This window comes from Pectobacterium araliae, assembly GCF_037076465.1.
Classification (GTDB): Bacteria; Pseudomonadota; Gammaproteobacteria; order Enterobacterales; family Enterobacteriaceae; genus Pectobacterium; species Pectobacterium araliae.
Genome location: NZ_AP028908.1, coordinates 573,280 through 591,253 on the forward strand (window position 1 = coordinate 573,280; position 17,974 = coordinate 591,253).

Here is a 17,974-nt window from a genome sequence, read left to right on the forward strand (position 1 = left end):
ACATTTTTCCATCTCTCAAGCCTTCATTTTTTTAGTTTTATGACACAGGTCACTCTTCTGATGATGTGCGCCAAACGAGAATATTTCTTTTATACATTAATTCGTTTATTCTAGCTGAAGCGTTTCAGTTGTTGTGCTGGCGGCATTTCGCCAGGGGTTCTCTGGTGTCTAAGAAGGGTATATTCTATGTACTGGGCATACCTGTAATGAGACAAGGAACCACAAAGAACGCCATGACGATCCGTATTGCGATAAACGGTTTTGGCCGCATAGGCCGCAGTGTGTTACGTGCGTTGTATGAATCGGGCCGCCGAGCCGAGATTACCGTGGTGGCGATTAACGAGTTGGCGAGCGCGGAAGGCATGGCGCATTTGCTCAAATATGACTCCAGTCACGGCCGTTTTTCATGGGATGTTCGTCAGGAATGCGACCAGCTTTATGTCGGTGATGACTGTATTCGTCTGTTGCATCAGGCAGAGATTCAGCCATTGCCCTGGCGAGAACTCGGTGTAGATATCGTATTGGATTGCAGTGGTGTCTACGGTAGCCGGGAAGATGGGGAAGCTCATCTGGCGGCAGGCGCAAAGAAAGTGCTGTTTTCTCATCCGGGAACAACAGATTTGGATGCCACGGTGGTGTTCGGCGTCAATCACCATCAGTTGGAAAGTGAGCATCGCATTGTTTCTAATGCGTCCTGCACGACCAACTGCATTATCCCGGTGATCAAACTGTTGGATGATGCCTTCGGGATCGAGAATGGGACGGTGACGACGATTCACTCATCGATGAACGATCAACCGGTGATCGATGCTTATCATCACGATCTGCGCCGCACACGCGCTGCCAGTCAGTCGATCATTCCGGTAGATACCAAACTGTCGGCGGGGATCACCCGCATTTTTCCACAGTTTGTCGATCGCTTTGAGGCGATCTCGGTGCGGGTGCCGACGATTAACGTTACGGCAATTGACCTGAGCGTTAGCGTCAGGAAAGCCGTAAACGTGAATGAAATTAATGCACTATTGCAAAAATCAGCGCATGAGTCGTTTCGTGGTATAGTTGATTATACTGAATTGCCGCTGGTGTCGGCTGATTTTAACCACGATCCGCACAGTGCCATTGTCGATGGCACGCAGACACGGGTCAGTGGTCAGCACCTGATTAAAACATTAGTCTGGTGCGATAACGAATGGGGCTTTGCCAACCGGATGTTGGATACAACACGGGCAATGGCAGCCTGCGGTTTCTAGTACGACGGTGGCGATCAGGGGTCGCTATCTCGCTCAAGCAACTTTAAAAGAGAATCAACAAGAGGATTCACCATGTCTGTAATTAAGATGACCGATCTGGATCTGGCTGGTAAACGTGTTCTTATTCGTGCGGATCTGAACGTACCAGTAAAAGAAGGGAAAGTGACGTCTGATGCGCGCATCCGTGCCTCTCTGCCGACCATCGAAATCGCGCTGAAACAAGGCGCTCGCGTTATGGTCACGTCCCACCTGGGACGCCCGACCGAAGGCGAGTACAACGAAGAGTTTTCCCTGCTGCCTGTCGTTGACTACCTGAAAGAGAAACTCTCTTCTCCTGTACGTCTGGCGAAAGACTATCTTGATGGTGTTGATGTCGCTGAAGGCGAACTGGTTGTACTGGAAAACGTCCGCTTTAACAAAGGCGAGAAGAAAGACGACGAAGTCCTGTCCAAGAAATATGCGGCGCTGTGCGATGTATTCGTAATGGACGCCTTCGGTACGGCACACCGTGCGCAGGCTTCAACCCACGGCGTGGGTAAATTTGCCACTATCGCCTGTGCGGGCCCGCTGCTGTCTGGTGAGTTGGAAGCGCTGGGTAAAGCGTTGAGCGAACCTGCACGCCCGATGGTCGCTATCGTGGGTGGCTCTAAAGTCTCCACCAAACTGACCGTACTGGATTCCCTGTCTAAAATCGCCGATCAGCTGATCGTCGGTGGTGGCATCGCCAATACCTTCGTTGCCGCACAAGGCCACAACGTGGGTAAATCCCTGTACGAAGCGGATCTGATTTCTGAAGCGAAGAAGTTGCTGGAAACCTGTGATATTCCTGTACCAAGCGATGTGCGGGTGGCATCAGAATTCTCTGAAACGGCAGCTGCAACGCTGAAGTCTGTTACAGCAATCAAAGACGAAGAGCAGATTCTGGATCTGGGTGATGTTTCCGCCGAGCGTCTGGCTGAGATTCTGAAAAATGCCAAGACCATCCTGTGGAATGGCCCGGTTGGCGTCTTCGAATTCCCGAATTTCCGTAAAGGAACCGAGACCATCGCACGTGCTATCGCAGAGAGTGATGCATTCTCTATTGCAGGCGGCGGCGATACGCTGGCTGCGATCGATCTATTTGGTATTGCAGATAAAATTTCCTACATTTCTACCGGTGGCGGCGCATTCCTGGAGTTCGTTGAAGGGAAAAAACTGCCCGCAGTGGTTATGCTGGAAGAACGCGCTAAGCAGTAATTTAAGGTAAGGGCTGATTTTTTCCCTTTCCTAGGGTTGTCTCGACACGGAGTTATTGCAACATCATGTCGGGACAGCCTGTCGATTGAACATCGATTTCTCTAACCCCTCCACGGCCAACGAAACGGGACACGTAACATGTCTAAAATTTTTGATTTCGTAAAACCCGGTGTCATCACTGGTGATGACGTTCAGAAAGTTTTTGCAGTAGCAAAAGAAAACCAATTCGCTTTGCCAGCAGTGAACTGTGTCGGTACCGACTCAATCAATGCTGTGCTGGAAGCCGCTGCCAAAGTGCGCGCGCCAGTCATCGTTCAGTTCTCTAACGGTGGTGCAGCGTTCACTGCGGGTAAAGGTCTGAAAGCGGAAGGTCAGAAGGCGGCAATTTTGGGTGCGATCTCTGGCGCTCATCATGTGCACCAAATGGCTGAACATTATGGTATTCCGGTCATTCTGCACACTGACCACTGTGCGAAAAAACTGCTGCCATGGATCGATGGCCTGCTGGATGCGGGTGAAAAACACTTCGCGGCTACCGGTAAACCCCTGTTCTCTTCTCACATGATTGACCTGTCTGAAGAGTCTCTGGAAGAAAACATCGAAATCTGCTCTAAATATTTGGCGCGCATGGCCAAAATCGACATGACCCTGGAAATCGAACTGGGTTGCACCGGTGGTGAAGAAGACGGTGTGGATAACAGCCACATGGACGTTTCTGCTTTGTACACCCAGCCGGAAGATGTTGACTACGCGTACACCAAACTGAACGCGATTAGCCCACGTTTCACCATCGCCGCCTCTTTCGGTAACGTGCACGGCGTCTATAAGCCAGGTAACGTGAAGCTGACTCCGACCATCCTGCGTGATTCTCAGGAATATGTTTCCAAGAAACATAACCTGCCGCACAACAGCCTGGATTTTGTGTTCCACGGCGGTTCCGGTTCCAGCGCTCAGGAAATCAAAGATTCTGTCAGCTACGGTGTAGTGAAAATGAACATCGATACCGACACCCAGTGGGCAACATGGGAAGGTATCCTGAAATACTACAAAGAAAACGAAGCCTATCTGCAAGCTCAATTGGGCAACCCGAAAGGCGACGATCAGCCGAACAAGAAATACTATGATCCGCGTGTATGGCTGCGTTCCGCTCAAGCGAGCATGGTTACGCGTCTGGAACAAGCCTTCAAAGAGCTTAATGCTGTTGACGTGCTGTAAGTAAGACGACGTAAGTATGGTTTGATATTAAGACTCCTAAGGGAGTCTTAATTTTTGGGGTTGATATTGCGGTTTCTGCTATCGACGTTATGCTTTCCCGGTGATTAAGAAAACAGGAGCGTTTAAATGGAAGAACTTAATACAGGATTGGATCAGGCAGGGAACTGGTTGGTGGCACATCAGAACTTGTTTTTACAGTATGCCGTGAATATTGTTGCCGCATTAGTGATCCTTATTGTTGGCTTGGTGATTGCACGGATTGTCTCTGGCACCCTCAATAAGCTGATGATTAGCCGTTCTATCGATTCAACCGTGGCTGATTTCCTGTCTGCGCTGGTGCGCTATGGCATTATCGCGTTCACGCTGATTGCGGTATTGAGCAGGGTTGGTGTACAGACGGCATCAGTGATTGCCGTATTGGGTGCGGCGGGCTTAGCGGTCGGTTTGGCATTACAGGGGTCATTGGCCAACTTTGCTGCTGGTGTGTTATTAGTGATCTTCCGGCCTTTCCGTACTGGCGAAGCGGTGGATTTGGGCGGCGTGTCCGGTTCGGTAACGCAGGTGCAGATCTTCTCGACGACATTGCGCACGGCTGACGGCAAAATTATTGTGGTGCCGAATGGCAAGATCATTGCGGGTAACATCATCAACAGCTCGCGTGAACCGGATTGCCGTACCGAAATTATTGTCGGTGTGGCCTATGATGCCGATATTGATGTAGTGAAAAAGCTGTTAGGCGATATTGTTGCTGCCGACGATCGTATTCAGCATGACAAAGGTGTCACGATCCGCCTGAATGAAATGGCAGCATCATCGCTAAATTTTGTGGTGTGGGTATGGACGGCCAACGGCAATGCACAGGCGGTGTACTGGGATCTGTTGGAAAGCTTTAAACGCGTGCTAGACGAGCATCGTATTGGCATTCCTTATCCGCAGATGGATGTACACCTGCATAAGGTTCAATCCGCAGCGGAGCAGCCAGAGTAAACCGGCTGATATAAGCCACTCAATATGCATCATGTCGCGCTATCGGCATGGTGCATTGTCAGAAATCGTCCTCTCATCTTAACGGTGCTCGTTTAAATATCGAGATTCTGGGGCGACCACGGTGCGAGGTATCCCTGCGGGAACCTTATCACCGTGTTTCCCCTAACTCCATGCTTAAGTGAGCAGCATTACCTCTCATCGTGCGTTTCCTTCCTTTAATTCAGAACATTAGCGTAGCTAATGTGGCGTTAGAATATTCAATTTCACTTATTTAATCGGCTTTCATACACTCCCCCGCGATAACAACAAACGGTGTAGGAGAGAAGTATGTGGGCGGTGTATTTACAAGGCGTTCTATTAGGCGTGGCGATGATTCTGCCGCTGGGACCACAGAATGCCTTTGTGATGAATCAGGGAATTCGCCGTCAGTATCATCTGATGGTGGCGCTGTTATGTGCCTTGAGTGATGTTGTATTGACTACCGTTGGTATTTTTGGTGGCAGTGCCTTGCTCAGTCAATCTTCACTGTTATTGGGGGCGGTGACCTGGGGCGGTGTTGCGTTTCTGCTCTGGTTCGGCTGGGGGGCAATGAAAACAGCCTTCAGCAAAAATACTCTCCTCGCCAGCGCAGAAGTGATGAAACAAAGCCGCTGGCGCATTATCGCGACAATGCTGGCGGTGACCTGGCTTAATCCGCATGTCTATCTGGATACCTTTGTGGTGTTGGGAAGTTTGGGGAGCCAGTTTGCGGATGACGACCGACGCTGGTTTGCGTTAGGAGTCATAACAGCTTCCTTCACCTGGTTTTTTGCGCTGGCGTTATTGGCGGCCTGGTTGGCTCCGTGGCTGAATACGCCTCGGGTACAGAGAGCTATCAATTTTTTTGTTGGCGTGGTGATGTGGGGAATTGCCTTGCAGTTGGCACGCCACGGTTGGCAATAGTGGTTAGCAATAAATGAAATCACTTTTACGCTATGTTTCAGAAATTCACCTATATTGTGTGGAGTCAGTAATACGTTATGTTGTCTGGTAAAGGATACCTTCTTGTATCTTTCATTCTGGAATGTGCTGTGCCGACGCAGGAAAAATCTGCTGGGTCACATGCGTGACGAAACATAGGTAAGGAGAGAGTGTGAAGCGAGGTATGATGAGGCTCAATGCACTGGCGCTGGCCGCTGCGATAGGATTTGGCGGTGTGTCGATAACCGCGCAGTCTGCGGAATTGCCGGATGGCCCGCATATCGTGACGTCAGGGACATCCAGCGTAGACGCAACACCGGATATCGCGCGTCTGGCGATTGAAGTGAGTGTGTCATCGAAAGATGCGGCGGAAGCGAAAAAGCAGGTCGATGCTCGCGTTGCACAATATTTTGATTTTCTGGGTAAAAACGGCATTGAGAAAAAAGATATTAATGCTGCCAATTTACGCACACAGCCAGAATATGACTATCTGAAAACAGGGGGATCGGTGCTGAAAGGCTACCGTGCCGTGCGTCAGGTGGAAGTGACATTGCGTCAGTTAGATAAACTGAATGAACTGCTGGATGGGGCGCTGAAATCGGGGCTGAATGAGATTCGCACGGTAGAGTTAGGCGTGGCTAACCCAGAAGCTTATCGTGATGAAGCGCGTAAAAAAGCGATTGAGCAGGCGACGAGTCAGGCCGCGGCGCTGGCGCAGGGCTTCAACGCTAAACTGGGGCCGATCTACAGCGTTCGCTATCACGTTGCCAACTATCAGCCGATGCCAATAGCTCGGATGTTTAAAACGGCAGATGCGGCGGTACAAACCGAAGCGGCACAAACCTATGAACAACAAACCATTCACTTTGACGATCAGGTGGATGTCGTGTTTGAACTACAGCGTGCGCCGTAATGACGGCGTAAACATAGTGATAATACCCACAGGCCTGCTCAGACAGGCCTGTTTTCGTTTAAGTATCACTTTTCCTGCACGTTATGACTGCCGTAGTACCTGACGGCCGTGTGCGAGCAGGGCATCCGTCACTTTCCTCATCATCCGGCTTTCTGGTGCGAAGCGATGCCAATAGAGCATCCGACGTTGAAATAGCCCCGGCGTCAGGTCGATTAGCTCGTTATTAGCCAGTTCTCTCTCGATTTGCAGGTGCGGGATCATACAGCAGGTTGTGCCCTGTCGTGCTAATTGAACAAAGGCTTCCGACGAGTTCACGATATGGCAGGGAACGCTGCCTGGCGACAAATCAAAGTTCTGCTGTAAAAAAGCCTGATGCATATCATCCAAATGGTCAAAGGCGACCGCAGGCGCTCGCAGCAGCGCTGAACGCGTCACGCCATTCGGGAAATAGCGGGCGGCGAAGGCTGGAGATGCGACGAACAGGTAATCCAGCGCACCCAGTTTATCTACCAGACAGCTTGGCAGCGGCTGAGACTGAATACTCACCGCACCCACCACTTCACCTCGGCGCAGCCTTTCCTGCGTGCGCGTTTCATCTTCTACCTGCAAGTTGAGGCGAATCGGTGAATCGACCAGCACTGGCTGTAACGCCGGTAGCAGCCAGGTTGCCAGACTGTCGGCGTTCACCGCCAGCGACAGCAGCAGCGGGATATCGCTGCTGGTTTCATTGCCCAACCACTCTTCTTCCAGCAATTCTACCTGATGCAGCAGCGCCAGCAGCTTCTGCCCTTGTTCCGTCGGGCGAGGGGGAATGGTTCTGACCAATAGCGGCTGGCCGAACAGATTTTCCAACTGTTTAATGCGTTGTGAAACGGCAGATTGGGTAATACACAACTTCTGAGCCGCGCGTTCAAAACCACGCTCGCGGATGACGGCATCCAGAGCCTGAAGCGTTCGATAGTCCGGGCGTTTCATGAAATTCAAAATCCTCTGAATGAGTCCGTTTTTTTCACTATGCCACATTTTGTTGATTTGCCATGCAGAAATCTTATTTTGGCTGTTGTGTGCAATCACGATTCAGCACGCTGCGTGTGGCACGGTACGCGTGAGATAATGCAGCAATGGGGTGATGAATTTGCACGCTTTCCCCAACGTGCATGTTCTATAATACGCACACGTTTTCGTATATTGATTCTACAGGCCAGAAGCAGATTATGACGCAAGATGAACTGAAAAAAGCAGTGGGATGGGCGGCGCTCGACTATGTCCGCCCTGACACCATTGTGGGAGTAGGAACCGGATCGACGGCAGCACACTTTATTGATGCGCTGGGTTCGATAAAACATCAAATCAAAGGTGCGGTTTCCAGCTCGGATGCCTCAACGGAAAAGCTGAAAAGTCTGGGTATTCCCGTTTTTGATGCCAATGATGTGGATTCGCTCGATGTTTATGTCGATGGCGCGGATGAGATCAACGGGCATATGCAGATGATCAAAGGCGGTGGGGCAGCGCTGACCCGTGAGAAAATCATTTCTGCCCTGTCGCGTCAGTTCATCTGCATTGTTGATGCATCCAAGCAGGTTGATGTGCTGGGCACGTTCCCGTTGCCCGTTGAAGTCATCCCAATGGCGCGATCTTACGTGGCACGTGAACTGGCGAAGCTCGGTGGGCAGCCGGTCTATCGTCAGGGTGTCGTGACGGATAACGGCAACGTCATTCTGGATGTACACAACCTGAATATCATGAATGCCGTTGCGGTAGAAAACCACATTAATGGTATCGCGGGCGTGGTGACCGTTGGGTTGTTTGCTAATCGCGGCGCAGATGTTGCGTTAGTCGGCACCGCCGAGGGGGTAAAAACCGTCGTTAAATGAGCTCGCGATCGTTCTGACGTGATGAGCGGCCTACGTTCCACGTCAGAAATTTTTTAGCTAAAAAAATCTATTTAGTTAACGGCTCATTTTTGGTACTTAATATCACATTTTCTTATTTTATTTACCGCCGATATGGCGATGTATCTCTTTGGCAATATTTTTTGCCATAAATCAGGCGCGTTTCTCTGTGGCGCGATTCGGGCGAAGCAATCGTTTGTATTGCTGACTGCGTAATTTTTGTTATGTTGGCAGAAGTTATTTAGCTCTCTGTCACATTTGAAGTCTGAAAATAAGGTCGGGAAATGGCAAAGGTATCATTGGAAAAAGACAAGATTAAGTTTTTGTTAGTGGAAGGCGTGCACCAGAGCGCGTTGGACAACCTACGTGCAGCCGGTTACACCAACATCGAGTTCCATAAAGGTGCGCTAGATCCTGAGGCGCTGAAAGCCTCCATTCGCGATGCGCATTTTGTGGGTATTCGCTCGCGTACCCACCTGACAGAAGAAATTTTTGCTGCTGCGGAAAAACTGATCGCGGTAGGGTGTTTCTGTATTGGGACGAATCAGGTTGAGCTGTCGGCCGCGACCAAACGCGGCATTCCGGTATTTAATGCACCTTTTTCCAATACCCGATCCGTGGCAGAAATGGTGGTCGGCGAAATGCTGCTGATGCTGCGCGGTATCCCGGCAGCGAACGCGAAAGCGCACCGTGGTATTTGGCACAAACTGGCTGTGGGATCGTTTGAAGCTCGGGGCAAAAAACTCGGGATCATCGGTTACGGTCATATCGGAACCCAGTTGGGCATTCTGGCTGAAAGCCTGGGTATGCACGTTTACTTCTATGATATCGAAAGTAAACTGCCGCTGGGCAATGCGCATCAGGTGCGCCACCTGTCCGACCTGCTGAATATGAGCGACGTGGTAAGTCTGCACGTGCCGGAAAATGATAGCACACAGAACATGATGGGCGCTGAAGAGCTAGCCCTGATGAAGCCGGGTTCAATCCTGATTAATGCTGCCCGTGGTACGGTGGTTGATATTCCCGCACTGTGCGACGCGCTGAGCAGCAAGCATCTGTCCGGTGCGGCGATTGACGTATTCCCACAGGAACCCGCAACCAACAGCGAACCGTTCCTGTCACCGCTGTGCGAGTTTGATAATGTGCTGCTAACGCCGCATATCGGTGGCTCCACGCAGGAAGCACAGGAAAATATTGGTGATGAAGTCGCCGGAAAACTGGCGAAATACTCAGACAACGGTTCCACGCTGTCTGCGGTGAATTTCCCAGAGGTGTCGCTGCCTGTTCACGGTGCACGCGCCAGTCGTCTGCTGCACATCCATGAAAACCGTCCTGGTGTGATTACCAAAATTAACCAGATCTTTGCTGAGCAGGGCATTAACATTGCTGCACAGTATCTGCAAACGACGCCTGAAATTGGTTATGTGGTCATTGACGTCGAAACCGACGGTGCGCAAACGGCACTGCAACTGATGAAAGCGATTCCTGGCACTATTCGTGCCCGTCTGCTGTTCTGATGTGTGATTGATTAGTGCGTTATTAATCAGCCCCTTTCGGGGCTGATTGCGTTATTACAGCGCGATAACGATCTTGCCGCGCATATGCCCTTCTAATACTTTATCGTGAGCCTGCTTCAGCGTATCCACCGTTAACCCTTGCAGTGCTTCGCTGGCGGTTCCCTGAAGTTTTCCTGCATCAACCAACTGTGCCACTTCGTACAAAATGTTCCCTTGTTCCGCGATATCCGGGGTGGTGAACATGCTGCGGGTAAACATAAGTTCCCAATGCAATGCCGCACTTTTGAGTTTTAGCTGCGTTTGGTCGAGCGGATTTTTGTTTTCCACGATGGTACAGATGTGCCCCATCGGTGCGATCAGCTTGCTGATGGCATCCCAGTGGCCGTCGGTATCGTTCAGGCAGAAGATATAATCGACCTGTTTGATCCCCTCTTTTTCTAGCTCATCCACCAGATTACGGTAATCGACGACCTTGTGCGCACCGCGCTGGCGGCACCATTCCGCCGAATCCGGTTGTGATGCGGTGGCGATGATGTTCACCGAGCTGCGTAACGCCGCCAGAGAAATCGCCAGAGATCCTACGCCACCTGCGCCGCCGATAATCAGCAGCGTTTTTTTACTGTCGGCCTGCTGTATTTTCAGATGCTCGAATAAGCCTTCCCAGGCGGTCAACGCCGTGAGCGGCAGTGCGGCGGCGGCGGCCCAGTCCAGAGACACAGGCTTACGCGCCACGATGCGTGAATCAATCAACTGATGAGTGGTGTTGCTGCCGGGGCGGGTGATGTCGCCGGCGTACCAGATTTCATCACCGACCTGGATGTGGCTCACGGCGCTGCCGGTTTTCAGCACGACGCCACTGGCATCCCAGCCGAGGATTCTGGGTTGCTGTAACCCATTCTGACGCAATCCGGCATGAACTTTGGTATCCACCGGATTGACGGAAATGGCTTTTACGCCGATTAGCAGATCGTATTCACCGGGTTCGGAGATGTCCTGCGTGATGGCGATGAAGTTTTCTGGCTGTTGTGGATCAACGGCTATCGCATGAGCGGTCATGGTCTGTTCCTCATTATTTTCAGAATAGGATCATTGTGAATGAGACAAAGTGTAGAACACGGAGATAGGACTGATAAGATGGACAATAAATAATGCAGTGTTCGTCTAGGGTTAACAATTATGTTTAAACAGTTGCAGGATATGGCGCTGTTTGCGCTGGTGGCCGAATGTGGCAGTTTTACACAGGCGGCGCGTAAAGCTGGGTTGGCAAAATCCAGCCTGAGTCTACGTATTAGCCAGCTCGAACAGCAGATCGGCTTACGGCTGCTTAACCGAACAACGCGCCAGCTAAATCTGACGTTTGCTGGTGAACGTTACCTGATTCACTGCCAGGAGATGCGGCAAGCCAGTGAGCGTGCCGATCTCGCCATACAGCGCCTGCGTGATAACCCGAGTGGGCGATTGCGCATCACCAGCCCAGCAGGATTAGGCTCCACACTGCTGGCGCGACTCACCGCCGAGTTTCAGCAGCGCTTTCCTGCGGTATCGTTGGATGTTCTGATTTCAGATGCAGTGATCGATCTGGTGCAGGAGGGCTTTGACGTCGCTTTTCGTACCGGTAAGCCTCATGACTCTTCACTTATCGGGCGTTCACTGGGGCAGACCCCACGATATTTACTGGCATCGCCTGACTACCTTGCTCGGCATCCGGCATTGCTTCACCCGCAGCAGCTCCAGCAACATCGCTGTATTGCGCATCATGCCTGGACAGAGTGGCTCCTTCACTGCGGTTCAGAACTCTATTGTTGGTTATTGCCTGACGCACACATTACAGACAACCTGCTTTACGCTCGCGAATGCGCTATTGCAGGAGCGGGTATTACACTACTGCCGGATTTCCTCTGCCGAGATGAAGCCGTGTCTGGAAAGTTGGTTAGGGTGCTGCCGGATTGGCAGGTGGAAGCCAACGAGCTTTATCTGGTGTACCCCAGTCGCAAGCTGAATTCGCCCGCGCTAGCGTGTTTTATCGATTTTGTTTTGCAGCATCGTGCGTTGGATGATTACTCAATCGCGTTGAAAAAGTCGCTGTGATAGGCAGAGAAAAGGGTTTTGTTTCATTTTTATGGTCATCATTCAATTTTTATTGAAGCGCGATTTCTATCAATTTATTTTAGGTACGTTTTAGATTGAAAATGCCGATAACAATCTCGATTCCTTTTGACTTTTTTATGAAAGGTTTGCCCTGCGTGGCGTTATTGTCGCAGTGATGTCTGGGCTCTGTCGCACCTGTAACGGCAGAGATAATGGAGACCAGTGATGGTGAAAATGAGAATGCAATCGATGTCTGTTTAAAAAATAAGTTGAGTTACATCAACAATATACGTCTCGTCTCGTTATTTATTACTCTTTTTTCAATTATCCTGATTCTTTTTGCGCTTTCTATTGGCACCGCGAGTTTTTTCTTAAAGCAGAGCAATGGTTCACTGGATAAGGCTAATGATCTGTCTGACATCCGCGCAGGTATCAGCAGCAGCCTCGATCAGCTACGCGTAGCCAGACTACTGCTTATTCAAGCTGGGGCAGCAAACCGTATTAGCGATCACGAGGTATTTAAAGCGGCTTCCGATCAAGCTGCTGGTCGAGTCAGAGCCTCTCAGAAGCGTCTGGATGAATATCTTGCGCGTCCAGACAGATTGGAGAGTAGAAAAGGCACTGGATGAGGATATCTTCAAGGCTTACGCCAACTGAGCAGCAGGCAGCCGCGCTGGTGCAGGAAGCCTCTGCGGCAGCGGTTTCACTTGAAGAGCAGGCGGCGCGTTTGACGCAGGCTGTTTCGGTATTTAAGCTGGCTGGTATGGCTCAGAGACTGAAAACGTCATTGCCGAAAGCGGCACCGCAACCGCGTTTAGCGGCAGCAATGGCGATTGCTGGAAGCAGTAACAAAGGCAGCGATAATCAAAACTGGGAAACGTTCTGATCGGGTAAGTGAAGCCGTATTGGAAAGAAAAACGACCCGCAATGAATTGCGGGTCGTTGCCGTTTGTTTATCACGTCTGGTGATGGTTTATTTAGCAATCTTCTTATATTTGATACGGTGTGGTTCCAGCGCTTCTGCGCCCAGCGTACGCTTCTTGTACTCTTCGTATTCGGTAAAGTTACCTTCGAAGAATTCCACTTTACCTTCATCCTGATAATCCAGAATGTGCGTCGCGATACGGTCGAGGAACCAACGGTCATGCGAGATCACCATGGCGCAGCCGGGGAATTCCAGCAGGGCGTTTTCCAGTGCGCGCAGGGTTTCGATATCCAGGTCGTTGGTGGGTTCATCGAGCAGCAGCACGTTTCCACCGACCTGCAACAGCTTAGCCAGATGCAGACGACCGCGCTCACCACCGGATAGCTCACCAACGCGTTTGCCCTGATCAACCCCTTTGAAGTTGAAACGGCCAACGTAGGCGCGGCTAGGCATTTCGGTGTTGCCGATACGCATGATGTCCTGCCCGCCAGAAACTTCTTCCCAGACGGTTTTGCTGTTGTCCATCGCATCACGGAACTGGTCAACTGACGCCAGTTTTACCGTTTCGCCCAGCTCAATCGAGCCGCTATCTGGCTGTTCCTGACCGGACATCATGCGGAACAGGGTTGATTTACCCGCACCGTTCGGACCGATAATACCGACAATTGCGCCTTTCGGTACGGAGAAAGACAGCCCGTCGATGAGCTGACGTTCGCCGTAAGACTTGCTCAGATTGGTGACTTCCACCACTTTATCGCCAAGGCGGGCACCAGGTGGAATAAACAGTTCGTTGGTTTCGTTACGTTTCTGGTATTCCGTGCTGTTCAGCTCTTCAAAGCGTGCCAGACGCGCCTTACCTTTGGACTGACGGCCTTTAGCGCCTTGACGCACCCATTCCAGCTCTTTCTCAATGGATTTACGGCGGGCCGCTTCCTGAGAGGCTTCCTGTGCCAGGCGCTGATCTTTCTGCTCCAGCCAGGATGAGTAGTTGCCTTCCCACGGAATACCCTCTCCACGGTCCAGCTCCAGAATCCAGCCCGCGACGTTATCGAGGAAGTAACGGTCGTGGGTAATCGCCACTACGGTGCCCTCGAAATCGTGTAGGAAGCGTTCCAGCCAGGCCACGGATTCGGCATCCAGGTGGTTGGTCGGTTCGTCGAGCAGCAGCATGTCCGGCTTTTCCAGCAGCAGACGGCACAGCGCTACGCGGCGACGTTCCCCCCCAGACAGGTTGGCGATTTTCGCATCCCACTCAGGCAAGCGCAGCGCATCCGCCGCGCGTTCTAACTGGTTATTCAGGTTGTGACCGTCGTGTGCCTGAATGACTTCTTCCAGCCGACCTTGCTCGGCGGCCAGTTTATCGAAATCTGCATCTGGATCTGCGTATAACGCATAGACTTCATCGAGACGCTTCAATGCGGTCACGACTTCAGACACTGCTTCTTCTACGGATTCACGTACCGTGTGCTCCGTGTTGAGCTGTGGTTCCTGCGGCAAATAGCCGATTTTGATTCCAGGTTGTGGGCGAGCTTCGCCCTCGATGTCCGTATCAATGCCAGCCATAATACGCAACAGCGTTGATTTACCGGCTCCGTTCAGACCCAGCACGCCGATCTTGGCACCGGGGAAAAAACTGAGGGAGATGTTTTTCAGAATGTGACGCTTCGGCGGAACGACCTTACCGACGCGATGCATGGTATAAACATATTGAGCCACGTTGCGACTTCGCCTCTCTCTTATCTCTATGATTTGTCACCTTAAGCGGGTGACGATGTGTAGCACTGTGCTACTGAATACGAATAGCGCCGCTGAGAAATACCTCGGCAACGCTCGATTATCCTAACCGTTGAGTGTAGCGGGTTTCAGCCCGCGATCCCAGCTATCCGGCGATTTGCCATTGTCGATCTGAGACGTAGACCCGCCCAGTGAATTTCAGAATCGGTTTGCGGATCGACGTATCGTTGTCTGGCATGATGTGCCACACTGGATCTGCCCGATAGGATAGGGGTATCGATACGATGAAGGATGCCGATAGCAGGTTCGATAACGGATGAGGTTAATGCAGGTGATAAAAGCAGGTCATTGGTGGTACGCCGTTGCGGCGATATGTTTGACTGGGGCTTCCGGTCATGTGCTGGCGGATTCTCTGGACGAACAGCGTCAGCGCTATCAGCAGGTTAAGCAGGCATGGGACAGCAACCAGATGGACACGGTCGCGCAACTGATGCCGACGCTACGCAGCTATCCGCTTTATCCTTATCTTGAATATCGCTCGCTTACGCAGGATCTGAGCCAGGTCAGCGTAACGCAGGTGAAGCAGTTTATGGCAATGCACCCGACGCTGCCGCCTGCCCGTAATCTCCCCACCAGCTTTGTGAATGAACTGGCACGTCGTCAGGACTGGATCGGGCTGCTGGCATTTAGTCCGCAGCCGCCGAAGCCCGTCAGCGCCCGCTGTAACTTTTATTATGCCCAATGGGCAACTGGTCAGCGTCAGGGTGTGTGGGAAGCCACGCGTGATATCTGGCTGACCGGACGTTCGCTCCCTACCGTGTGCGATAAACTCTTCTCCGTCTGGCAGCAGGCAGGCGAACAGACGCCGCTGACGACGTTGGAACGTACACGTCTGGCGATGGACGAAGGCAGCGGTAGTCTGGTGAGCTATCTCATCAAGCAACTGCCCGACGATTATAAAACGATGGGCGATGCGCTGCTGAAACTTCAGAATGACCCCAATTCGCTGGAGAGCTTTGCCCGTACCGTCGGACCAACGGATTTCACGCGTAAAGTCACGCTGTCGGCCTTTACGCGTACGGCGCGTCAGGATACGGATAATGCCCGTTCGATGTTGCCAGTCATTGCCCGTTTGCAAAAGATGAGCGCCGCAGAACGTCAGGATATGGAAGAAACCATCGCCTGGCGTTTGATGGGGAATGATGCCACGCCAGAGCAGGCGCAGTGGCGGGATAACGTGGTGCGACGAAGCACATCGACGACTTTGCTGGAACGTCGCGTGCGCATGGCGTTGGGGGCGGGCGATCGCCAAGGGCTGGTGAGCTGGATGGCGCGTTTACCCGCGGAGGCGTTGCAGAAAGACGAATGGCGCTACTGGCGTGCCGTCGTGCTGTTGGATCAGGGCAAACGTCAGGAAGGCGAGACATTATTACGCACTCTGATGCAAGAGCGCGGGTTCTACCCGATGGCGGCGGCGCAGAAACTGAACGAGCGTTATCCGATTACGATCATGACGGCGGTGAAGCCAGATCCTTCTTTGTCTCAGCTACCGGAAGTTGCCCGCGTGCGGGAATTGATGTTCTGGCAGATGGATAATCTGGCGCGTAGCGAGTGGGTCGGGCTGGTGGCGAATCGTAGCAAGCCGCAGCAGGAAGCGCTGGCTCGCTATGCGTTTGAACAGCGCTGGGCCGATTTAAGCGTACAGGCGACGATTGTCGCAAAATTGTGGGATCACCTTGAAGAGCGTTTTCCGCTGGCCTGGAATGACGAATTCCGCCGTGAAACGCAGGGCAAAGGGATCAGCCAGAGCTATGCGATGGCGATCGCCCGTCAGGAGAGCGCCTGGAACCCGAAAGCACGTTCCCCGGTTGGCGCATCGGGTCTGATGCAGTTGATGCCTGCGACGGCACAGCATACGGCCAAAATGAGCAACATCACGTTCTATACGAACAGTAGCCAACTGTTCGATCCAGAGACCAATATTCTGTTGGGAACAAGCTACTTGGAGTACGTATACCAGACATTTGGCCGTAACCGCATTTTGTCTTCTGCGGCTTATAATGCCGGACCGTCGCGCGTGAATACCTGGCTGAGGAACAGCGCGGGACGTATCGACTCCGTTGCGTTTATCGAAAGTATCCCGTTTTCGGAAACACGCGGTTATGTGAAAAATGTGCTGGCCTATGACGTCTTCTATCGTTATTTTCTCCATCAGCCAGCCAATGTGCTGACGGATGGAGAATGGCAGCGGCGTTACTGAGACGCGGCGTTGCGATCGTTACCCGGAATTGTGTTATGCTGCCGTACTAGTTAAATAGTATGGCAGCCAATTATGACTCCGTTATCGCTTATCGATCCAGCACTTTCTGAACAAGACAATGAGCATTGGTTACGCTTTGTCGCGCTATTGCAGCAGTCCATTGAGAAAGATCTCCAACTGCCACTGCTGCAACTGCTGTTGACGCCAGATGAGCGTACCGCGTTGGGAACGCGGGTGCGCATTGTGCAAGAGTTAATGCGGGGTGAAATGAGCCAGCGTGAACTGAAAGGCGAGCTAGGGGCGGGAATTGCCACGATTACACGCGGTTCAAACAGTCTGAAAGCCGCGCCCCCCGCGTTAAAAAGCTGGCTGGAAGCGCAGTTGCTGTCGACCGATAAACCGTTGGATGATGGCGCGTAACCGCTACGGTTTCGCTGCCTGAACGGGAATTTGATAGATTGGGTTATGGAACGGCACCAGCGCCAGCAGCAGCGCTTGATGGTACACGCTAGTGCGTGACAATTTGCCGTCGGTGAAGACGCCGATGGCACCACCTTTATGTTTAATGTTCTGAACGCCCGTCAAACGTTCCATTTCATCACCTAATTCCCGCCCTTCACGGATACCATGTAATATACTTTCTGGAAGGACCAGGCTTGCAGAACGTGATTCGCCGCGCAGGTGAGCATTTTCGATCACCATCCAGGCGAAAGTCATACTTTCTTCAATGCCTGCTTCTACACCGACCCAAAAATCGGCTTCTGGCCGTACCTGACGTGCCATCATAACGCGGTTTCTGGCACCGGTGCGGGTTTCGAGAGAGCCGAGAGGCTGGCGTGGGACGCCGCTATCGACGTCAACGCCTTCGATACGGCAATTTTCTGCACCAAAGACATCGGTGAATGCCAGACTAATAGCCTTAATTTTTGCCGGGTTGGTAGTTGCAGCGACAACGTGATACATAACAGTTTCGTACCTTTAGTTAATTTGACGCAGT

Annotated in this window: 17 protein-coding genes; 13 read left to right on the forward strand and 4 right to left on the reverse strand. The window is 51.9% G+C overall.

Translation table 11 applies throughout. The annotated features are described in order from the left end of the window. The first annotated feature begins 233 nt into the window (after positions 1–233). The 6 genes from epd to AACH44_RS02640 all read left to right on the forward strand — a co-directional run bounded on the left by epd (position 234) and on the right by AACH44_RS02640 (position 6,561). A complete protein-coding gene (gene epd / locus AACH44_RS02615) occupies positions 234–1,250 on the forward strand; it encodes an erythrose-4-phosphate dehydrogenase (RefSeq protein ID WP_261849035.1) in 1,017 nt (338 codons plus the stop codon). 72 nt (positions 1,251–1,322) lie between these two features. Then, the gene (pgk, locus tag AACH44_RS02620) at positions 1,323–2,486 is read left to right on the forward strand and encodes a phosphoglycerate kinase (protein ID WP_261848969.1); all 1,164 of its coding nucleotides are present in this window, start codon (positions 1,323–1,325) and stop codon (positions 2,484–2,486) included. A gap of 138 nt (positions 2,487–2,624) precedes the next feature. After that, positions 2,625–3,701: a class II fructose-bisphosphate aldolase gene (fbaA, locus tag AACH44_RS02625; RefSeq protein ID WP_261848970.1), complete on the forward strand. Its 1,077-nt coding sequence runs from the start codon at positions 2,625–2,627 to the stop codon at positions 3,699–3,701. A 126-nt stretch (positions 3,702–3,827) separates the two neighbouring features. Then, a complete protein-coding gene (gene mscS / locus AACH44_RS02630) occupies positions 3,828–4,688 on the forward strand; it encodes a small-conductance mechanosensitive channel MscS (protein ID WP_261848971.1) in 861 nt (286 codons plus the stop codon). A 327-nt stretch (positions 4,689–5,015) separates the two neighbouring features. After that, positions 5,016–5,630, forward strand: coding sequence for an arginine exporter ArgO (gene argO / locus AACH44_RS02635; RefSeq protein ID WP_261848972.1), 615 nt, complete (start codon positions 5,016–5,018; stop codon positions 5,628–5,630). A gap of 205 nt (positions 5,631–5,835) precedes the next feature. Further along, complete coding sequence (locus AACH44_RS02640) at positions 5,836–6,561, forward strand: oxidative stress defense protein (protein WP_261849036.1); 726 nt, start codon at positions 5,836–5,838, stop codon at positions 6,559–6,561. An 81-nt stretch (positions 6,562–6,642) separates the two neighbouring features. Here AACH44_RS02640 and AACH44_RS02645 read toward each other — a convergent pair whose 3' ends face one another. Continuing rightward, entirely contained in the window at positions 6,643–7,536 is an 894-nt protein-coding gene (locus AACH44_RS02645) for a LysR family transcriptional regulator ArgP (protein WP_261848973.1), read from the reverse strand. Positions 7,537–7,775: 239 nt separating this feature from the next. Here AACH44_RS02645 and rpiA point away from each other — a divergent pair, with 239 nt between their 5' ends. Together rpiA and serA are read left to right on the forward strand one after the other, a co-directional pair. After that, positions 7,776–8,435, forward strand: coding sequence for a ribose-5-phosphate isomerase RpiA (gene rpiA, locus AACH44_RS02650; protein WP_261848974.1), 660 nt, complete (start codon positions 7,776–7,778; stop codon positions 8,433–8,435). A 302-nt stretch (positions 8,436–8,737) separates the two neighbouring features. Then, the gene (serA, locus tag AACH44_RS02655; protein ID WP_261848975.1) at positions 8,738–9,970 is read left to right on the forward strand and encodes a phosphoglycerate dehydrogenase; all 1,233 of its coding nucleotides are present in this window, start codon (positions 8,738–8,740) and stop codon (positions 9,968–9,970) included. 54 nt (positions 9,971–10,024) lie between these two features. Here the strand turns inward: serA and AACH44_RS02660 are convergent, their stop codons facing one another. Then, the gene (locus AACH44_RS02660) at positions 10,025–11,026 is read right to left on the reverse strand and encodes a zinc-binding alcohol dehydrogenase family protein (RefSeq protein WP_261848976.1); all 1,002 of its coding nucleotides are present in this window, start codon (positions 11,024–11,026) and stop codon (positions 10,025–10,027) included. Positions 11,027–11,146: 120 nt separating this feature from the next. Between AACH44_RS02660 and AACH44_RS02665 the strand changes: the two genes are divergently transcribed. The 3 genes from AACH44_RS02665 to AACH44_RS02675 all read left to right on the forward strand — a co-directional run bounded on the left by AACH44_RS02665 (position 11,147) and on the right by AACH44_RS02675 (position 12,944). Next, entirely contained in the window at positions 11,147–12,058 is a 912-nt protein-coding gene (locus tag AACH44_RS02665; RefSeq protein ID WP_261848977.1) for a LysR family transcriptional regulator, read from the forward strand. 212 nt (positions 12,059–12,270) lie between these two features. Further along, positions 12,271–12,687: a Tar ligand binding domain-containing protein gene (locus AACH44_RS02670; RefSeq protein ID WP_425606624.1), complete on the forward strand. Its 417-nt coding sequence runs from the start codon at positions 12,271–12,273 to the stop codon at positions 12,685–12,687. After that, complete coding sequence (locus AACH44_RS02675) at positions 12,684–12,944, forward strand: hypothetical protein (RefSeq protein ID WP_261848979.1); 261 nt, start codon at positions 12,684–12,686, stop codon at positions 12,942–12,944. Before AACH44_RS02670 ends, AACH44_RS02675 begins: the two co-directional genes overlap by 4 nt. An 87-nt stretch (positions 12,945–13,031) precedes the next feature. Here the strand turns inward: AACH44_RS02675 and ettA are convergent, their stop codons facing one another. Further along, positions 13,032–14,699, reverse strand: a complete 1,668-nt coding sequence (gene ettA / locus AACH44_RS02680; RefSeq protein ID WP_261848980.1) for an energy-dependent translational throttle protein EttA — start codon at positions 14,697–14,699, stop codon at positions 13,032–13,034. 343 nt (positions 14,700–15,042) lie between these two features. Here ettA and sltY point away from each other — a divergent pair, with 343 nt between their 5' ends. Beyond that, positions 15,043–16,977, forward strand: coding sequence for a murein transglycosylase (gene sltY, locus AACH44_RS02685; RefSeq protein WP_261848981.1), 1,935 nt, complete (start codon positions 15,043–15,045; stop codon positions 16,975–16,977). A 72-nt stretch (positions 16,978–17,049) separates the two neighbouring features. Then, entirely contained in the window at positions 17,050–17,397 is a 348-nt protein-coding gene (trpR, locus tag AACH44_RS02690; protein ID WP_261848982.1) for a trp operon repressor, read from the forward strand. 3 nt (positions 17,398–17,400) lie between these two features. On the opposite strand, the gene yjjX is transcribed toward trpR, so the two are convergent. After that, complete coding sequence (gene yjjX / locus AACH44_RS02695) at positions 17,401–17,940, reverse strand: inosine/xanthosine triphosphatase (RefSeq protein ID WP_261848983.1); 540 nt, start codon at positions 17,938–17,940, stop codon at positions 17,401–17,403. Positions 17,941–17,974: the final 34 nt, after the last annotated feature.

Coding starts and splice junctions, on each gene's coding strand:
- AACH44_RS02660 (WP_261848976.1), bottom strand. CDS start 11,026: ATGACCGCTCATGCGATAGCCGTTGATCCACAACAGCCAGAAAACTTC.
- serA (WP_261848975.1), top strand. CDS start 8,738: ATGGCAAAGGTATCATTGGAAAAAGACAAGATTAAGTTTTTGTTAGTG.
- mscS (WP_261848971.1), top strand. CDS start 3,828: ATGGAAGAACTTAATACAGGATTGGATCAGGCAGGGAACTGGTTGGTG.
- yjjX (WP_261848983.1), bottom strand. CDS start 17,940: ATGTATCACGTTGTCGCTGCAACTACCAACCCGGCAAAAATTAAGGCT.
- epd (WP_261849035.1), top strand. CDS start 234: ATGACGATCCGTATTGCGATAAACGGTTTTGGCCGCATAGGCCGCAGT.
- AACH44_RS02645 (WP_261848973.1), bottom strand. CDS start 7,536: ATGAAACGCCCGGACTATCGAACGCTTCAGGCTCTGGATGCCGTCATC.
- rpiA (WP_261848974.1), top strand. CDS start 7,776: ATGACGCAAGATGAACTGAAAAAAGCAGTGGGATGGGCGGCGCTCGAC.
- AACH44_RS02665 (WP_261848977.1), top strand. CDS start 11,147: ATGTTTAAACAGTTGCAGGATATGGCGCTGTTTGCGCTGGTGGCCGAA.
- argO (WP_261848972.1), top strand. CDS start 5,016: ATGTGGGCGGTGTATTTACAAGGCGTTCTATTAGGCGTGGCGATGATT.
- trpR (WP_261848982.1), top strand. CDS start 17,050: ATGACTCCGTTATCGCTTATCGATCCAGCACTTTCTGAACAAGACAAT.
- AACH44_RS02670 (WP_425606624.1), top strand. CDS start 12,271: ATGGAGACCAGTGATGGTGAAAATGAGAATGCAATCGATGTCTGTTTA.
- AACH44_RS02640 (WP_261849036.1), top strand. CDS start 5,836: ATGAGGCTCAATGCACTGGCGCTGGCCGCTGCGATAGGATTTGGCGGT.
- sltY (WP_261848981.1), top strand. CDS start 15,043: ATGCAGGTGATAAAAGCAGGTCATTGGTGGTACGCCGTTGCGGCGATA.
- AACH44_RS02675 (WP_261848979.1), top strand. CDS start 12,684: ATGAGGATATCTTCAAGGCTTACGCCAACTGAGCAGCAGGCAGCCGCG.
- fbaA (WP_261848970.1), top strand. CDS start 2,625: ATGTCTAAAATTTTTGATTTCGTAAAACCCGGTGTCATCACTGGTGAT.
- pgk (WP_261848969.1), top strand. CDS start 1,323: ATGTCTGTAATTAAGATGACCGATCTGGATCTGGCTGGTAAACGTGTT.